This is a genomic window from Pseudomonas sp. IT-P2 (genome assembly GCF_949767575.1).
GTDB classification, from domain to species: domain Bacteria; phylum Pseudomonadota; class Gammaproteobacteria; order Pseudomonadales; family Pseudomonadaceae; genus Aquipseudomonas; species Aquipseudomonas pharyngis.
Map to the genome: position 1 here is coordinate 1 of NZ_CATKQA010000002.1, position 17,895 is coordinate 17,895.

12 protein-coding genes and 1 pseudogene are annotated in these 17,895 nt (G+C 58.8%); 3 read left to right on the plus strand and 10 right to left on the minus strand.

Going from position 1 to position 17,895, the window contains the following annotated elements:
* Window positions 1-216 precede the first annotated feature (216 nt).
* The 8 genes from ACM6JM_RS01080 to ACM6JM_RS01115 all read right to left on the minus strand — a co-directional run bounded on the left by ACM6JM_RS01080 (window position 217) and on the right by ACM6JM_RS01115 (window position 12,818).
* The gene (locus ACM6JM_RS01080) at window positions 217-528 is read right to left on the minus strand and encodes a hypothetical protein (protein WP_414881169.1); all 312 of its coding nucleotides are present in this window, start codon (window positions 526-528) and stop codon (window positions 217-219) included.
* A gap of 1 nt (window position 529) precedes the next feature.
* Entirely contained in the window at window positions 530-5,191 is a 4,662-nt protein-coding gene (locus ACM6JM_RS01085) for an RHS repeat-associated core domain-containing protein (protein WP_414881170.1), read from the minus strand.
* Window positions 5,191-5,928, minus strand: coding sequence for a DUF4123 domain-containing protein (locus ACM6JM_RS01090; protein WP_414881171.1), 738 nt, complete (start codon window positions 5,926-5,928; stop codon window positions 5,191-5,193). The genes ACM6JM_RS01085 and ACM6JM_RS01090 overlap by 1 nt, the downstream gene beginning before the upstream one ends.
* Window positions 5,918-7,960 carry a type VI secretion system tip protein TssI/VgrG gene (gene tssI, locus ACM6JM_RS01095; RefSeq protein WP_414881172.1) on the minus strand — a complete coding sequence of 681 codons (2,043 nt, stop codon included), beginning with the start codon at window positions 7,958-7,960 and terminating at the stop codon, window positions 5,918-5,920. The genes ACM6JM_RS01090 and tssI overlap by 11 nt, the downstream gene beginning before the upstream one ends.
* A 130-nt stretch (window positions 7,961-8,090) precedes the next feature.
* On the minus strand, window positions 8,091-8,606 hold the full coding sequence (locus tag ACM6JM_RS01100) for an Hcp family type VI secretion system effector (RefSeq protein WP_039767797.1): 516 nt from the start codon (window positions 8,604-8,606) through the stop codon (window positions 8,091-8,093).
* A gap of 314 nt (window positions 8,607-8,920) precedes the next feature.
* A complete protein-coding gene (locus tag ACM6JM_RS01105) occupies window positions 8,921-10,297 on the minus strand; it encodes a VOC family protein (protein ID WP_414881173.1) in 1,377 nt (458 codons plus the stop codon).
* Between the two features lie 111 nt (window positions 10,298-10,408).
* Entirely contained in the window at window positions 10,409-11,347 is a 939-nt protein-coding gene (locus ACM6JM_RS01110) for an alpha/beta fold hydrolase (RefSeq protein ID WP_039767801.1), read from the minus strand.
* Window positions 11,348-11,363: 16 nt separating this feature from the next.
* A complete protein-coding gene (locus ACM6JM_RS01115; protein WP_074687777.1) occupies window positions 11,364-12,818 on the minus strand; it encodes a flavin-containing monooxygenase in 1,455 nt (484 codons plus the stop codon).
* Between the two features lie 190 nt (window positions 12,819-13,008).
* Here ACM6JM_RS01115 and ACM6JM_RS01120 point away from each other — a divergent pair, with 190 nt between their 5' ends.
* From ACM6JM_RS01120 to ACM6JM_RS01130, 3 genes and pseudogenes are all read left to right on the plus strand, one after another.
* Window positions 13,009-14,082 carry a diguanylate cyclase gene (locus ACM6JM_RS01120; protein WP_039767803.1) on the plus strand — a complete coding sequence of 358 codons (1,074 nt, stop codon included), beginning with the start codon at window positions 13,009-13,011 and terminating at the stop codon, window positions 14,080-14,082.
* Between the two features lie 84 nt (window positions 14,083-14,166).
* Window positions 14,167-15,393, plus strand: a complete 1,227-nt coding sequence (locus ACM6JM_RS01125) for a M20/M25/M40 family metallo-hydrolase (RefSeq protein WP_414881174.1) — start codon at window positions 14,167-14,169, stop codon at window positions 15,391-15,393.
* Window positions 15,394-15,522: 129 nt separating this feature from the next.
* Window positions 15,523-15,714: pseudogene (locus ACM6JM_RS01130) on the plus strand (hypothetical protein); the annotation flags it as partial.
* 78 nt (window positions 15,715-15,792) lie between these two features.
* On the opposite strand, the gene ACM6JM_RS01135 reads toward ACM6JM_RS01130, so the two are convergent.
* Both ACM6JM_RS01135 and astA read right to left on the minus strand, forming a co-directional pair.
* Entirely contained in the window at window positions 15,793-16,662 is an 870-nt protein-coding gene (locus tag ACM6JM_RS01135) for an isocitrate lyase/PEP mutase family protein (protein WP_007956238.1), read from the minus strand.
* A gap of 160 nt (window positions 16,663-16,822) precedes the next feature.
* Window positions 16,823-17,857 (minus strand): arginine N-succinyltransferase, encoded by a 1,035-nt coding sequence (gene astA, locus ACM6JM_RS01140; RefSeq protein WP_074687779.1) that lies wholly within the window; start codon window positions 17,855-17,857, stop codon window positions 16,823-16,825.
* Window positions 17,858-17,895: the final 38 nt, after the last annotated feature.

The window sequence follows — 17,895 nt, forward strand, 5'->3', positions numbered from 1 at the left end:
ATATTTTTTGAAAAGGGGACAGATTTATTCTTCGCTAAAGAAAATAAATCTGTCACCTTTGAGTTGTCCCCTTTGAGTTTTTGAGTTTGCAGCGACTTTGCAGTGGCGTTGATGTAGACGTTGTAGGTGAACGCGCGCGTCGCACCTTCGATCCCTCAGGGGCAGAGTTATTTGAATTGGTGAAGAATAAATCTGCCCCTTTTTGTTTTTTGATTTTTATGATTTTATTTGTTCGAAACTGCTTGCGATTACTATTAATACTGGTTTTTGGTACCAGGCACAGAGAAAAGAATAGCTTTTTGAATCTTGTTCCAAATCATCCTGATCCAGATTTTCTAGAAATTCTGATTTTTGCATCGAGATCTCCGCAATTTCCTCGCCTTCTGCGCCAATACTTTGAAACGCAATAAGGTTCTCAAATATAAGCGTCCAGCTATCTTCTTTCCAATCTTTAAAATCTATTGAAAGTTTTCCCGGAAGGCTTGTTATTTTTTGTATCGTGCCGTCAGTGATGGAAAAATCGTTCATTTTACTGTCCTGGGTGTTTTTCACCAGGCAGGAAGCCAGTTCCATGCCCAGGTTGGTAGTTGTCAGGCTTGGCTTTCTCTACCAAACCTTGTTTTTTAGCTTGATTCCAAGTCACGTTAGAAGGTTTCAACTCAATATGATAATGCTCACCATGGTGTCTTGCATTGAAAGGTCCTGCATCTCCAGGATGGCTTTCATATCTTATGCGTGTATCTGCGTTCGGTTCCCAAAGCATTCGCTGCGTTCCGTGCTGAGTCTGCGATACCTTCGGTTGAACTCCTAGCGCTTGAGTCAGTTCATTCGGGTCACTAGGGAAGTGTGTATAGGGCGTTGGAGGTGTCGGAGCCCCATCCTTTGTTGCTGCATTACTGTGATCATCGGGTTGTTGGCCCGGCTGACAGTTTGTTCCTCCCGGACACGTATTTAACCCCAACGGATCCACCCACCCCGTAGGGTTAGGCACGTACTGGTAGTTATTCAACCCACCCGCAAGCTTGATCGGATCCGGAGTCAGAAAACGCCCAGTCCCCGGATTGTAGTAGCGATGACGGTTGTAGTGTAGGCCCGTCTCTGCATCGAAATACTGACCCTGGAAGCGCAACGGGTTATCGATTTCGCTAACGTCCAGCGCGGCAAGGTTGCCGTATGCGCGGTACTTCGCGGACCACATGATCTCGCCACTGTAGTCGGTGAGCTCCTGCGGTGTGCCGAGATGATCGAGCTGGTAGTAGAACGGCGTTGCCTTGCGCGGGCCTTCGCCGTCGAGCATGGCCAGCGGGCGGAAGCTGCCGGGTTCGTAGATATAAGTGCGATAACGATTGTCACCGCTTTCGGCAATCAGACGTTCGCCTTGCCACAAGAATTCGGTGGTATGGCCATCGACAGTTTTCTCGATGCGACGACCGAAAGCGTCGTACTTGTAGGACGCGGTGCTGCCACCCGGCAGGCTCGCGCCGATCAGTCGATGCTGGGAGTCGTAGCGGTATTCAGTGACGAGTTTCTGGCCAGCGCCACGGCGTTCGCGAATCAGGTTGCCAAAGGCGTCGTAGTCGTAGTGGCGGTCGCCCTGCATCAGCAGACGGTTGCCTTTGACGTTGGCGAGGTTGGCTGTGCCTTCGTTGTTCTGGCCGAGCAGGTTACCGGCCGGATCATGAGCAAAGCTTTCCGGTGTCGAGCCACGAACGCTGATCAAGCGATCAAGCGGGTCGTAGTGGTAGCTGCGGCTACCTTTGCGGCTGTCGTCGATACCGGCGAGGTTGCCGTTTGCGTCGTAGTTGTAGCGGCGCTGGAACAGGTTTTTGTCGCGTTGGCTGACACTGTGAGCCTGCAAGCGGCCCTGTTCGTCATATTGATACTGGCTGAGCAGCAGGCCCTGCTGGCGCTGCTGTTCGCGACCACCGCTGAACTGGTGAGACGTCAGGCGCGAGCCGTTGAGATCGATGCCGCTGAGCAGGCCGCCGGGTTGATGGCGGTAATCGAGTTTGCTGCCATCGGGCAAGCGACAATGCTTGAGCTGGCCGACGCTGTCGTACTCATAGCGCAAGGTGCCCCAGCCTTGGTGTTCGGTGACGAGGCGATCTTGCAGGTCGTATTCGTAGGCGAGCGGCCAGTGTCCGTCGTCGACGTTGACCAGGCGGCCGAGGGCGTCGTAGCTGTAGTGAATTTCTTCGCCATCGGGAAGAGTTTTCACCAGAAGCCTGCCTGCGGCATCGCGTTGGTATTCAGTCACCAACTCGCTGCCGTCATCGCCGAATTCGGTTTTCTTCAGCAACTGGCCATTGAGGTCGTATTCGTACGCAGTGCGACGACCGTCGAAGCCGGTTTCCTGCTGGATCAGGCCATTCGGGAAGTAGTCGAGGTTGTAGTGCTCGCCGCGCTCGTTTTCGATTTCGGTCAGCAGCAGGCGCGAGTTGTCGTAGCGATAGCGCAGCTGGCTGCCGTCAGGATTGATGCGACGGCTGACAAGGTGCAGGTTGTCGGCATATTCGTAACGGGTGACGCGGCCGAGTTCGTCGCGTTCGGCAGTCACGCGCCCATATGGGTTATAGGTGTAAGCGCGAGTGGCTCCGCCTGGCAGGGTGATTTGCGAGAGACGGTTAGCGGCATCCCACTGATACTGGGTAATCTGGCCGGACTCATCTTGGCGCGTGATTTGCCGGCCGAGTGCGTCGTAGCGATATTTACGCTTACCGCCGTCGGGGAGGCGCTCCTCCAACAATTGGCCAAGGTTGTTCCAGCCCAATTGATGACGGCCACCGTCGGCGTAACTGATTTCCAGCAGTCGTCCCCGGTTGTCGTAGCTGTAGTGGGTCGTGTTGCCATCTGGATCAGTCTGCTGCGTTACATCGCCCTGGTTGTTGCGTTGGTACTTCCAAGTGGCTTTTCCGCGACTGACCTTGCTCACGAATCCATGGCTGTACTCATAGCCGGTGGGTTCGTCTTCTGGTGGAATAACCGCAATCAGTCGCCCGGTTTCGTTGTAATGGAATTCAGTAATTGCACCTAAAGGATCTTGCTCTGCGACCAAACGACCCTTGTCATCATAGGCTTTGAGATTTTCAGCACCGTCAGGGTCAACTTTGGCGACCAGTCGTGCTTTGTCATCGTGGGTGTAGACCTCTTCACTGCCGTCCGCATTGGTGACAGTAACACTACCTTTATCATCCCAAGCGTAGTGCGTGTCCATTTGCGAAAAGTTAGCCCAGTGATGGATGCACCTGGCAGATTTACCTTCCTTTTCCCATTCCCAGTAAAAGATGGCACCACCAGCAAGGCGTCGTTCTAGGATGACGTTCTGAGCGTTGTATGCGTAGTGCTCCGTTTCACCTGCTGCGTTTTTTGCCGCGATCAGTCGATGTTCTGAGTCGTAGCTATAAGCAACTATGGTCTGGATTGTGCTCCATGCATCTTCCAGATTGTCTGCTGGGATGAATTGCTGATATTCGATGGCTACGATGTGTTTGCGGTCATACCGCAGTAGCAACGCACGACCTGCACCGTTATCGACTCGCTTGATGCGGCCATGGATATCGCGAGTGATATGCAGCCTGTTGCCATACGCGTCGCTGACAGCAATCAGTGTTGCGCCGGTACGGTTGTAGCGGAAATGATAAAACTGGGAGCGTTCGCCAGCCTGAGCAAGGATGATCTCAGAGGGATCATCACCAATAAAAATTGCAGCTTCAGAAAGGCTGTTTGTTATTGCTGGACGTTGCAGGCTCGGCAGCGGGAATGTGATAACTCGATTTTCGTGGTCAGTCCAGACTACTTCATCATTGTTGACGTCAACCCGTTGTGCCAGCGCATGACTCCAGCCATAGCCAAGGCCACAATCGATTTCTGCTGCGCTAGTGCGATAAAGACGAGTCCAGGAAAATGGAAAAATACCATTCAGTTCCCCATCAGTCAGTGTCAGCAGTTCTTCTCCGGTCACCATCGAAACCGGGCAACCATTCGTGCATGTGTTTTTAGCGCAAGTTGCACTTTTTTCGTCAGGCGTCTTGGATTGTGCAGGCGCGTCGTGATGGGCTTTTGGTGCTTCGACGGTTGTCACTCGCTTACCGTCGAAACGCAACTCCGAGACGCCGTTTCTCACCTTCGCCGTCACCCCACGTGCCGCAACGGCAGTGTATTTGGCAACGTACTCCATAAAGCCATTGATGATCTTGAATAGCGACTTCACGAAGCTGGTGACAGCGTTGATGACAAGCTCACCGTACTTCTTCAGTCGGGCGGCGAGGTAGATAACCCCTGTGCCTTCAGCTGCAATCGTCAGTACCACGCCAATCACGATGTCGATCGCGATGCCGACGACAATGGCCGTGGTCATCTTCGCAACGTCGCCGGCCATCTTCATTGGCGGCAAGCCTGCCAGCCAGATCACGGCACTGCGTACCAGCAGGAACAAAGCGGCTTCGTCGCTGGCCAGCAACATGGCTTTTTTCATGATGTCTGGCGAGCTTTTGGCGACGTTGATCAGGTCCTGGACGCCGGCACCGAGATCATTCGCAAACTTCTTGGGGTCTTGCAGAATGTCGAGCACCAGACTGATGCCATCCCACACGCCTTTGATGGCTTCCCAGCCACCTTCAAGAATGCCGTTGCCGATCGCCATCGCAGTGCCCGAAGCCGACAGGTTCGACCACTGTGGTTTGAACCCGGCCCACTCCTTGCGCAGGAAACCTTCGAGGTCTGCTGTCACGCCGCTGTAGGAGCTGAACAGAGCGTCGATCTGCGCGGGTGTCACTTCGTTGTGAACCCGGATTTTGTAGAACTTGCCGGGAATCCCACCGGTCCAGCTGGCTTTGCCTTGTTGATCGAGTTTGACCTTGCTGACTGCTCCACCTTCCACAGCGACGATCTCGACTTCGATATCGCCTACAGGAATGTCATAAACCGATTCGAACTTGCTCTCGATCAGCAGCGGTCCCTTCAACGGGCACTGGGCCACGTTCGAAGTGAAGTCGCCGTCGGTCATGCTCACCGACTTGCTGGTATCACCTACCTTGATCACTCGCTCCATGCCCAGCAGGGAAGGGAGATCAGCCGCCCGGCTGGCTTTGTCGGCGACGCTGGCGTACCAGGTTTTGGTCTGTTCCTGATACAGCTTCAGACTGTCCTTGAAGGTGTTCAGTTGGTTGTCAACAAAGGCAACGCGATCCATCAGCCTTGCTCCAGAATCAGGTGGTTTAACAGTGCTTCTTTAAGGTTGTCCGGAGCATCCGGGCGACGCACGAAACGGGTGATTTTCAGTTTCAGGTTGTTCTCGGGCCATGCGCTGTAGAGGTCCGGGCGTGCTTCTTCGAGCCATTGCATCAAGTTGGCGACCAGCGTCGTGTGATCCTCTTTCGCCAACTGATCCAGCAACTTCTTCGGCACCTCCCACCACGGCCAATCCTTCGCCTTCGGCACCACCCTCGGCCCGACTTCCAGGCTCCGACCATTAATCAGATACCGCTCAAACACCGGCAACACTTCCCCAGCCGTCTCACCCAACCCTTCAAGAATCGGATAGATATGCCGTCCATCCCAGAACCGGAAAAACACTTCGGTCCCGTCTGGCATCTTCACCTGGGTCAAACTGCGCAGATGTTCGAAAACTTCGTTGGGCTCCGAGCGGGAGACCGCCAGCCAGCCCCAGTCGAGGGCGTCGGTTTCGGTGATCCAGGGCAGGAAGGCCGAGTTGGCCTTGAGTTCGGCGACGTAAGGCATCACCGGTTGCCAGGTGGAGTAGGGCGTTCCGCCCCAGACGGGAATGGCCTGGACGGACGGTTCGCTCTGATACAAGGCTTTGAGCGCTTCGGCATCACTGGCGGCGCTGATGACCAGATACAGACGCTCATCTTTTTGCAGCGGCTGTTGCGCCAGCCAGTCTTTGGGTGTCAGTCGATTAGATGGCACAGGCACCTGCCTTGCATTTTTCGCACTCTTCGCAGAACGGCGCATTACGTTTGAGGGTGTTGATTTGCGCCGGGGTCAGTACGGCGCCAGCCTTGTCGGCATCTGCCTGCTTCAGTACGCCCGGCATCAACGGGGCTGCACCGGTGCCGCTGCCCGGTCCTCCGCCGGAGTTGATGTTGATCGCCGGCCCGCTCATGGTCACGCCGCCGCCATCGATCTTGATGAAGCTGCCACCGCCGACCAGCGTCAGCTCAGCCCCAGCCTCCAGCACCACCTTCATCCCGCTGCTCAGGTGAATTTCCTGCCCCGCGTCGATGAATTGCCCGGTGCCGATCTTGATGTGCTGGTTCACGCCCACGGTCAGGTGGTCGTTGGCGCGTGCTTCGACTTTGCGGTCTTCGTAAACCGTGTGGTGTTCTTCGGCCTTGAATTCCGTGTAGCTGTTTTTTTCCACGACGTCGTGGCGTTCGTTGCCGACGCGGATTTTCTGGTCGTGTTCGATGTTCTCGTCCCAGTCGCGCTGGGCGTGGAGGAAGATCTGTTCCTGGCCTTTCTTGTCTTCGATGCGCAGTTCGTTGAAGCCGCCGCCACCCATCGAACTCAGGGTCTTGAAGGTGGTGCGGGTCTTGTTTGCCGGCAGGGCGTACGGGACGGTGTTTTCCTTGTGGTACAGGCAGCCGCTGATCAGCGGCTGGTCGGGGTCGCCTTCGAGGAAAGTGACCAGCACTTCCATGCCGATGCGCGGGATGGCGATGCCGCCGTACTGGGCGCCGGCCCAGGCGCTGGAGACACGCAGCCAGCAGCTGGTCTTGTCGTCGGCCTGGCCGTCGCGGTCCCAGTGGAACTGGACTTTCACGCGGCCGTATTCGTCGCAGTGGATTTCTTCACCTTTCGGTCCGGTGACCACGGCGCTCTGGCTGCCGAGGATGCGCGGTTTCGGGTGGCGCAGGGGCGGGCGGTTCGGCACGTCCCACGGGGTGGCCTGGAAGCGGTTGCGGTAGCCCTGATGGAAATCGTCTTTCAGCGCGGTGGTGTCGCTGGTGACCGATTCTTCCAGCACCTGCGGCTGCTTGCCTTCGTGATGGACTTCGGTGAGCAGCCACAGGTCATTCCACTTGGCTTTCGGGTGTTCTTTGAGTGCGAGGAAATGGCCGCTGACCAGCAGCGGCTGATCACTCTTGCCTTCGGCGAGCTGGAAGTCGCTGCGGTGGCGTTCGAGGGCGCGTTTGGCCAGGCGCTTGCCGCGTTCGCGGTCGATGAAACGGCCCGGGTAATCGTAGTCCTCGAGGTCGGGCAGGGCGTCGCCGCGGTTTTCGCTTTCCAGCGTCAGGCGCGGTTTTTCGAAGTCGTAGTCGCGGCGGGTGGTGCGGCTGGTACGGGTTTCCAGGCGCAGGTCGAAGCGTTTGATCACCGGGTTGCTGGCGACCATGCCGGAGTCCTGCTGATAGGCCACCGGCGCCAGTTTCTTGAACACCGTCTGGTCATCGCCGAACACCAGTTTGTGGCCCGTGGCGCTGTGCTGGAAGTGGTAGTGAATGCCCTCTTCTTCGCACAGGCGCTGGATGAAATGCAGGTCCGATTCGTCGTATTGCACGCAGTAAATGCGGTCGGGGTAGATCGAACCGGTCTGGAAGGCGTAGGCGTTGCCCTGGATGCCGTGTTCTTCGAGGACCTTGCCGATGATTTTCGGCACGCTGAGGTTCTGGAAGATCCGCTGGTTGATCCGGTGCGCGAGATACGCCAGTTGCGGGCGCAGGGTCACGGAGTAGCGCGTCAGGCGCTTGCCGGAATCGCCTTGCGCGGCGCGGTAGATCAGGCCGTGGATGCCGCTGCCGTCGGGCGACAGCTGCAGGAAGGCCGGTTTGTGCAGCAGGGTTTCGAGGTCCAGCGACGGCTGCTCACTGACCAGCTCCACCTCGAACACAAAAGGCTGGCTGATGGCTTCCCGGCCGGTCAGGGTAAACACCTGAAAGTCGGCGGAAAGACCTTCGATGGTCAGGGCAAAGTGGGTTTCATTGGCCGGCGCGAACATCCCTTGTTCCTCGTGCTGCATACGGCGTGTGTCGACGACCGCCAGGCGGTTCAACGCACGCGAAATTCTGGAGGGGCGTAAACAACATCGACCAGCAGAGCTGGCCGATGCTTGTAACGATCAGCCGTAATTAAACGACTGGAGCACGCCAGTCATCGGAACCCGAAGTACCGGATACTTCGTGGGTCCAGGTGATTTTGCGGTAGGTGAACTGCACTTCTTCCAGGTGGGTGAAGTGGGCGTTCGATGGATCCTGGCAGTTGTGCATCTTGTTGTTGATGGCGACGATGATCGCGTCTTCCAGTTTGGTGGTGTAGTAGTGCTCTTGGGTGCCTTGAGCCGAAGTGCGGTACCACTGGATAACGATTTCGCTCATGCGCTCGCCGGAGGTCAGAGCAGCTTGCAGCAGTGGCGAAGCCTTGTCGTAGACCTTGGTGATGATCACTGGCTTGTGAACGCGCTGACCGGTTGGCTGACCGGATTGCGGGTCACGCGGGATGATCACGTCGTGGCTGAACGCCTGAACCATGACCTGGTCTTCGTGGCCTTCCTGGTAGGTGTTGCCAACGGAGTCGGCGGTGAAGGCGCCGGCAGTGATCAGGCCTTGTTTTTCGCCGGTAACCGACATGTACGCTGGTGTTGCCATGGGATGCTCTCCTTGCGGATAAAGTTAGGGTGCCCGGGAGGCGAAATCGCCCGGTGGGTGCCTGACTGTTATCAAGGAGCGTGCCAGCTTTTTCCACGTCCCCGGGAGCCGGGGACTTGACCGCTTTGCATCGCGGGTTTGAGCGTATTTTGATCAGCCAGGTAGCTCAAAGTGCGCAAGAAGTTGCGCAGTACTGCGCAACTTCTTGCGCACTTGGCTGGAGGCCTTTAAACACATGGCCTCCAGCGGAATCGGTGAGCATTTTTACGAAACAAGTGCGCAACTTCTTGCGCAGTATGGCCAATCGCCGCTTTTCACGCGGATCGGGCGATTGTAGCGAGACATTCCTCAATCGAACGTTGCTGGGTTTCGGCATACAGGCCCAACTCATCAATGGTCGAACGCCCCAGGGCCAGCTCGAACGCCTGTCGATTGGAATGCTCGCCATAGTGTGTCTGCGCCGCATCCCCCAGGTTCGACTGAAAAATCCCTGCCGCACTGACTGGCAGGAAATCTTCGTACACCAGCGGTTCGGCTTTCACATAGCCTTCGCGTAATAACCCTTGCAGCGAAACATCAGCGGGACGACTTCCTTTGCCTGTCAGGAAATAACGGAAATACGCCAATTCCTGCTCGCGCATGCCCTCGAGGCTGTCAGGGAATTCGCTGAAGTGCCGGGCCATCAGCGAGTTGTAGCGTGAGGCATTGGCTTCGTTGGGGAAATCGCCCAGTTCATCGCGTGCCGCGTTCAGCAGCCGGTCGTACAACGCACGGCCCTTGGGGGTCAGCGCCGCGCCACGTTGTTCGATTTCGCCGAAGCGGGCGCTGTGGCTGCCGCGGGTTTGCGTCTGGTCGGTGAAGGCAATCGGCTCGTCCAGCGCCTTGAAACTAGTCTGACGCAACAGGATCGGATGCTGCCGGCGCGGAGGGCCTTCGATCACCGCTTTGGGCGTGATGCCATGCAGTGGCATCTGCGCCTGAACGATGTCGATGTCCAGTGTGCGCGGGGTCAGGTGGTTGATGTGCGGGCCCTTGAACGCGACGACATCGGCGATCAGGCGATGCTGGGCGCTGAGCGTCTGGTATTGCGCGGCGGTGACGGTGGCGCTGTGGTGCCAGCGAAAAGTCTCCAGCGCTTGCAGGACAAATTCCCCGGCCTCGGACTCATTCAGGCCGCCAGCAGATTCAGCCTGTTCGATCAGCCTTAGCGCCGATGGCGTAAAGATCGAACGCTTATCCAGCACCAATTGCGCGAAGGCCCGCAGCTCGGGGTCTTCAATCAATTCCAGTCGCAACAACGAAGTGAACACCCGGAACGGGCTGACCTGCAGCGCATCTTCATGCACCGCCCGGAACGCCGTGGAATGCACTGGCACCCCGGCAGGGGTCAGGTCGTAATAGCCCACCGGTTGCATGCCCATCACTGCGAACAAACGGGCGAGGGTGGCGAGTTCGGTGGCGGTGCCGACGCGGATGGCGCCGTGGCGCTCCATGTCCAGCCGTTCGATTTCGCCGGTGCTGTGCAGTTGACTGGCGACTTGCGGCTCGCGTGCCAGCACGTCGCGGTTGGTCTGTTCCACCAGTTCCATCAACGCGCCGTACAGCGGCACTTCTTCGCGGTACATGTCGGACATAGCTTTGGAGAAGCGTTGGCGGATCAGGTCGGGGCTGACGAAAGGCTGCACGGTCATGAAAAAAATTCCTGGCACGGTCACGTAAAGGATGTCGGAAAAGATCGCAGCCTTCGCCGACGCGGGCAAACGAAGAATCCTACGAACTTCATTCTGCCAACGACTGACCGTTTACCTGTCCTGGCGCGAGTTTTCCCCCAGAAACTCCCGATACAGACGTGCCGTGTTCGACGGTTGTTCGACCATCGGCATATGGCCGACACCATCCCAGACATCGACCCGCAGATTGCTGATGCCTTTGCTCCACACCGGTACGCTGCTGACGTCGATCAACCGGTCCTTGCGGCCCCATAGCAACAGCGCCGGGCATTTGATGTCCGGCAGTTTCGGTTCCATCGGCGGGCTGGCGCGAAAATCCCGGAAGATCTCTTCCAGTTCGTCGCGGCATTGTTCGTAGCGCTGGGCGATCGCGTCGAGCACCAGACCGGGCACCCACGGTGGCGAGGCCATGGTCATGGCATAGAAACGTCGGAATTCTTCCCGGGAATTGATCAGAAACGGATTGTGCCCACGGGCGAGGTGGCGCTCCATGTCGCTGGGCTCGGGCGCTGTGACACCCGCCGGGTCGATCAGCGCCACCGAAGCAATGCGATCCGGGTAGGTCGCCGCCAGCCACGCGGCGATGTAGCCGCCCATGGAGTTGCCGATCACATGGACTTTCTCGACGCCGCAGACGTCGAGCAACTGGATCATGCGTTTGGCCTGCACCGGAATGTCGTAGCCACCGCCGGCCTTGAAGCCGGTTTCGCCGTGGCCGGCCAGGTCCGGAATGATCACCCGGTACTGCCCGACAAAATGCCGGGCGAAGCGCAGCCACAGGTTTTTTTCAGCGCTGTAGCCGTGCAGCATCAAAATGCTGCTCGACGCTTCATAAGGCCCGCCTTGCCAGGTCGACACGGTCATTTCGGCAATCGGCACTTCAATCTTGTGCAACCGGTATAGCCTGGCCTCCAGGGCCGCGCTCAGATCGTAGAGCCAGTGGCCGACCGCCGGGTAACTCAACCAGCTCCAGGCCACGAAAACCGCGAGGGCGACAAACAGCAAAAGCATCGTGGGTCTTCCTTGTTCAAGACAGAATGTGGTCGGCCGGTTTCAGCGCCCGGGTCAACCGGTGGTAGCTGAAACTGAAGCCGGGGAACATCGCGATCACATGACCGCTTTTGCTTTGATACCAACTGTGGCAGCCGCCGGTTTTCCAGACCGTGCGTTCCATTTCTCGGTGAATCATCTGAGTGTAGGTACGTTCTGCTTCGGGGCGAACCTCGATGCTGCGCAGACCATTGGCCTGCAAGATGCGGATGCAGTCGAGGATGTAGTTCATCTGCGATTCGATGATGAACAGCGCCGAGGTGTGGCCGATGCCGGTGTTCGGCCCGGTGACGATAAACAGGTTGGGAAAGTCCGGCAGGCTCGTGCCGAGGTAGGCGCGCGGGTACTGCGCCCAGACATCGCGCAGTTGCACGGCGTTTTTTCCGCTGACCGGGTAGGAAATCACGCCGTCGGTGGCGTCGTAACCGGTCGACCAGACGATCAGATCGACGTCGATGTGCTGGCCATCGGTGGTGACGATGCCGGTTTCGTCGAGGCTGGCGATGCCTTGCTCGCGGCTGTGCAACGTGACGTTGGGCCGGGTCAGTGCCGGGTAGTAGGTGCTGGAGAGCAGCACCCGTTTGCAGCCGATGGTGAAGTCCGGTGTCAGTTTTTTCCGCAACTCGGGGTCAGTCACCTGGCGTTTGAGAAACTTCAGGGCGTGTCGCTGCACCATGTGAATCGCCGGTTTCGAATATTTGAAGGCGATAACCCGGGTTTCGAACTGCCAGTAGATCATCCAGCGCAGCAGCTTGTAGGCCGGTTTCAGACCCAGCAGCCAGCGCTGGAATCGCCCGAACGTACGATCGGCACGGGGCAGCACCCAATGCGCTGTGCGCTGAAACACGTGCAATTGGGCGACCTTCGGTGCAATGGCCGGAATCACCTGAGCCGCACTGGCACCGCTGCCGACAATCGCCACGCGTTTACCGTGATAGTCGTAGCTGTGATCCCAATTGTTTGTATGAAAGGTCTTGCCCTGAAAGCGATCCTGGCCGGGAAAGTGTGGGATAACCGGCTGGCTCAGCGGCCCGGTGGCATTGATCAGGAACTGCGCATAAAAAATGCCTTTGGTTCCGGTGTATACGGCCCAGCGTTTGTCGTTGTCGTTCCATTCGACGCGCTCGACATTGGCCTCCAGTTCTACCCGATCACCGAGGCCGAAGCGCTCCACCACATGGTCGGTGTAGCGGTGCAGTTCAGCCTGTTCGGCGAACATCTGGGTCCAGCGGTAAGGCGCAAACGACAGCGAATACAGCGGCGACGGCACATCCACTGCTGCGCCGGGGTAGGTGTTCTGGCACCAGGTGCCGCCGAAGAAGTCGCGGCGCTCCAGCAAGCGAAAGTCGTCGATACCGGCCTTGAGCAGGTTGACCGCCGCGCACTGGCCGCCAAAACCGCTGCCGATGATCAACACTTGATAGGTCTGCATGGGCCTCCTTTTTAGAGTCTTTTTTCCATTTTCTTCCTTTCATGTATAGCCAATCATTTGCTCGCCGTGTGGTGCTGATGACGGGGTATTCGGCCCGCTGGCCGGTGATGGCTATTTGACGTTGCCCTGATAGACTCCCAATACATCGGGTCTGCGGTCTGCGCAGTGCCGTCGAGTGGTCGAGGCCCCTATGGGAAGAACGGGAGGAAAGGGACTTTCACTGGCCAGGAGGCTCTATACATCGCGAATCCTCGGGCTGGTTCTGGGGCTTTTGTGCGTGAGCGTCGCGATGTATCCACTCGATCCGCCGGCCTGGGTCTGGGCGGTGATGCTGTTCAACGGCCTGGTCTGGCCGCACCTCGCGTATCAATGGGCGCGCCGGGCGAAGGTTCCGTACCACGCCGAACACCGTAATTTGTTGATCGACGCCTTTCTCGGTGGCTTCTGGGTCGCCGCCATGCACTTCAATCCCTTGCCCAGTGCCACGACCATTTCGATGATGGCGATGAACAACGTCGCTATCGGTGGTGCTCGTTTTCTATTGGCCGGAGCGGCGGCGCAGTTGCTCGGCGTCGGCGTCGGGCTGGTGGTGTTTGCCCCCGCGCTCGTCCCGATGACCACGCCGGCACAGCTCTATGCCTGTCTGCCGTTGTTGATGCTGTATCCGCTGGCGCTGGGCTGGATCTGCTTTCGCCAGGCCTACACCCTCGGCTTGCATAAACGCGAATTGCTGGCCCTGAGCCGCACCGACAGCCTCACCGGTCTGCTCAATCACGGCGCCTGGAAGGATCAACTGGAAGTCGAGTTTCAACGCTGCAAACGCCAGCAGAGCGGTGCGGCGATTGCGCTGATCGACATCGACCATTTCAAGGCGATCAACGACACCTACGGCCATGTGGCTGGCGATATCGTCCTGCGCCAGCTGAGCAAGATGCTCAAGCAGAACCTGCGTTTGGCCGATGTGGCGGGGCGCTACGGCGGTGACGAATTTTGCGTGATCCTGCCGGACTTGCCGCTGTTCAATGCGGTGCAGGCGATGGAAGCCTTGCGTGAGCGTTTTTCCTTTCTGGTGTACGAACAGAACCCGGCGCTGAAAGTCAGCCTGAGCATCGGTCTGGCGGCACTCGATCCGGCCCAAGGCGACGCGACACGCTGGCTCGATGACGCCGACCAGGCGCTGTACGAAGCCAAGGCCGGCGGGCGTAACCGGGTGATTTGCTGCAGCGACGACAAGCCGCGGCGCGAGGTATTCGATTCGGTTTGAACGGATCGGGTGTCGCATCCGGGATGGAGCCTTGGGGCGATGTCAGGTACGGTTCAGTACCCGACACGAAACAAGGATTGATTCATGACGTTCAATTTCCGTCGTTCTCTGCTGGCCGGTCTGTCCCTCACTTTTGCAGCCTCCGGTGTCTTTGCCGAACCACACAAACAAGTGCTGGCCGACGCCGAGCAATACAAGCCCGAAGCCCTGAAATTGCTCGAGCGCCTGGTCAATATCGACTCCGGTTCCGGCTATGAACCGGGGCTCAAGCAAGTCAGCGAAATCGCCATCGACGAGCTGAAAAAGCTCGGCGCCACCATCGAGCTGGTGCCCAATACGCCGGAAAAAACCAACCATGTGCTCGCCACGCTCAAAGGCACAGGCAAGGCGAAAATCCTGCTGATGGCGCATATGGACACGGTGTTCAAGGAAGGCTCCGCCGCCGAGCGACCGTTCCACATCAAGGACGGCCGCGCCTACGGGCCGGGCGTGATGGACGACAAGGGCGGGATCGTCGCCGGCATCTACGCGCTGAAAATTCTGAAGAACCTCGACTTCAAGGACTACGCGCAAATCACCTTCCTGCTCGATGCCAGCGAAGAAACCGGCTCGGACGTCGCCACCGACCTGATCAAGAAAACCGCCAAACTTCACGACGTCACCCTCAACCTCGAACCGGGCCGCCCGGCCGATGGCCTGGTGGTGTGGCGCAAGGGCAGCGCAACCGCTCTGGTCGAAGTCAAGGGCAAGGCGGCCCACGCCGGCGTCGCGCCGGAACTGGGGCGCAACGCGGCGATGGAGGCGGCGCATCAGATCCTGCAACTGGGCAAGCTGGGCGACGAAGCCAGGAAAACCACCATCAACTTCACCGTGCTCAAGGCCGGTGATCGCACCAACGTGATCCCGGATCAGGCCACGGCCAAGGCTGACGTGCGGGCGGCGGTGCCGGAAGAGTTCGACCGGATCGAGAAGGATCTGGCGCGGGTGTCCCAGGACAAACTGATTCCTGACATCGAAGTGAAGACCTCATTGCAGCGAGGCTTGCCACCGATGCCGCAGACGGCGGAGTCGGATCGTTTGATGGCGATGGCGCAAGGGATCTACGGCGAAATCGGCCGCAAGTTGACCGAAGAAGGCAGCGGCGGGGCGGCGGATGCGAGCCTGTCGGCCGGAGTGGGGACACCGACGCTGGACGGGTTCGGGATTGTCGGCGGCAACATTCATACGCCGGAGGAATACGCGGAGGTGGAGAGCGTGGCGCCGCGGATTTATCTGTTGTCGCGGATGATTATGGAGTTGGCGAAACGGTAACAGCCGCCTGATCGTTCCCACGCTCTGCGTGGGAATGCCTCAACGGACGCTCCGCGTTCGGCTCTGGAAGGGACGCAGAGCGTCCCGGGCTGCATTCCCACGCGGAGCGTGGGAACGATCGACGATCAGGTGCACCGTTTTGTGGTCGTGCGCGATCTGGCGGACACCTTTTCCAGTCTCGACCTCAAGGGCATTTCCGATTGTGATCTGACGCGCATTACCAGCGCAGTGCATCTGTTGATGCGAGAGGGCTGCGCCATTCTGAACGTGATTCAGACGCGGGCATTACAGCGGGAGGAAGGCTTCAAGACAGCGGTCTAGCGGTTTCGCGGCGGGCGCCATGCGAGTGGACTCGTGATGGCGTCGGGCCGCTCTGCCTCTTTGTAGCGTGGTGCGAGGTTACTCTTTGACGCTCATGTATTCCTTGGCCCAGAGGATGTATTCCTCAGGCTGGGTGTAGGTGTGGGTCAGTTCGGTGGCGCTCAGGTCGGAAGCCTGGGTGAAGATCTGGCGCTGTTCGCGAAGGCTGTCGTAAGTCGCTTTGATCGCCGCGAAGTAGGCACCGTGGCCGTCGATGGTCACGCGCACACCCAGTTCGGCCAAGCGTTTGTCGTCGCGCAGCGCCGGGTTGCCGTAGGTCACCAGCATCAGCGGGACGGTCAGGTGTTCGGCGATCTGCTCGAGCTGGTCGAAGTCCTGGATACCCACCATGCAGATACCGTCGGCACCGGCGGCCTGGTACTGCTTGGTGCGGCTGATGATTTCCTGGTTCGGCAGGATGCCGGCGTTGGTCCGGGCGATGATCGCCATTTCCGAATCGACCCGGGCTTCCAGTGCCGCGCGGATCTTGCCGACGCCTTCTGCGACGGTGATCAGGTCGGTGGATTTGCGGCCGAATTGTGCTGGCAGCAGTGTGTCTTCGATGGTCAGCGCGGCGACGCCAGCGCGTTCCAGTTCAACGATGGTGCGCATCACGTTGAGCGCATTGCCGTAGCCGTGGTCGGCGTCGGCGATCACCGGCAATTGGGCGACGCGGCCGATGCGCGTGGCCTGCTCAGCGAATTCGCTGAGGGTGATCAGGGCAAAGTCCGGAGCGCCCAGCACCTGCAACGAGGCGACCGAGCCGCCGAGAATCCCTACTTCAAAACCCAGGTCAGCGGCGATGCGGGCAGACATCGGATCGAACACCGAGGCGGTGTGATAGCAGGTGTCGGAAGCCAGCAGCTGACGGAAGTTACGGCGCAAATCTTGATGAGAAAGCCTGGTCATACGAGTTCCACCAATACAAAGGAATGGAAAGGCTTGAGCAAAGGTGTCAACGCCGAAGGTGAAAAGGCTATCACGCCAATGGGTCAAGGATCATGACGAATTAACGAGGACGTTAACCAGGAAAAACCTGTTCAGGCGCTTTCTCTCCAGGAATCTGAGCTCAGGCCGCCACCGCCTGCTGCTGTCGATTGGGCAACGGCACCGCCCGCACCGAGTTGCCCGGTTGCAATTGCAGGCGTTTGGCGGTCAGGCGGTCGATCACCAGACTACTGCCGACCCGGCGTCCCGCCGCGACGGTGATGCGGCAGTTTTCCAGGCGCCGATTGTGGATCAGCCACAGCGGCGCCTGATCGTCCGGCGTGCCGATGCTCAGGGTCAGTTCCAGGCTGTCGCGCACCGTGCGGATGCTTCGGATCGGCGCCTCGATCACCGGGCCGCCGTCAAATATGTCGATATAGCCTTTATGGGCAAAACCCTCGGCCTGGAGGATTTTCAGCGCCGGCTCGGTGTTCGGGTGGGCCTGGCCGATCACGGCCTGGGCCTGTTCGGTGAGCAGGCAGGTGTACAGCGGCTGGCGCGGCATCAGTTCGGCGATGAAGGCCTTGTTGCCGAGCCCGGACAAGTGGTCGGCGTGGCTGAAGTCCATCTGGAAGAAGTGCCGGCCCAGACTGTCCCAGAACGGCGAACGGCCTTGTTCGTCGGCACTGCCGCGCAGTTCGGCGATCATTTTTTCGCCGAACAGGTGCGGGAATTCGGCAACAAACAGCAAACGCCCCAGCGACAGCAGACGTCCATTGCTGCCGTGGCGCTGGTCGTGGCGCAGGAACAGCGAGCACAGTTCCGATTGGCCGGTCAGTTCATTGTTGAGGAACAGCGTCGGAATCTGCCGCTGAATACCCAGGTCCGGCGCCGAACTGACGGTCAGCCCGACCCGATAGTTGTACCACGGCTCGCGCAGGCCGACGGCCCCGGCCAGGGCGCTGACGCCGACCACGCGCTGTTCGTCGTCTTCAAGCACGAACAGGTAATCGGCATCGGCCCGCTCGACCTGCTCGGCGAACGCCCGTTGTGCCCAGCGCACCCGGTGGGCCAGGCGATCTTCGTTGGCGGGCAGGGTGGTGAACCCCGGCCCGGCCTGTTGCACCAGCGTCATCAACGCTGGCAGGTCGCTGACTTGGACCGGACGGACAATCATGCTGCAACTCCTTTTGCGCGCCTGCTCGGGCACTGTCG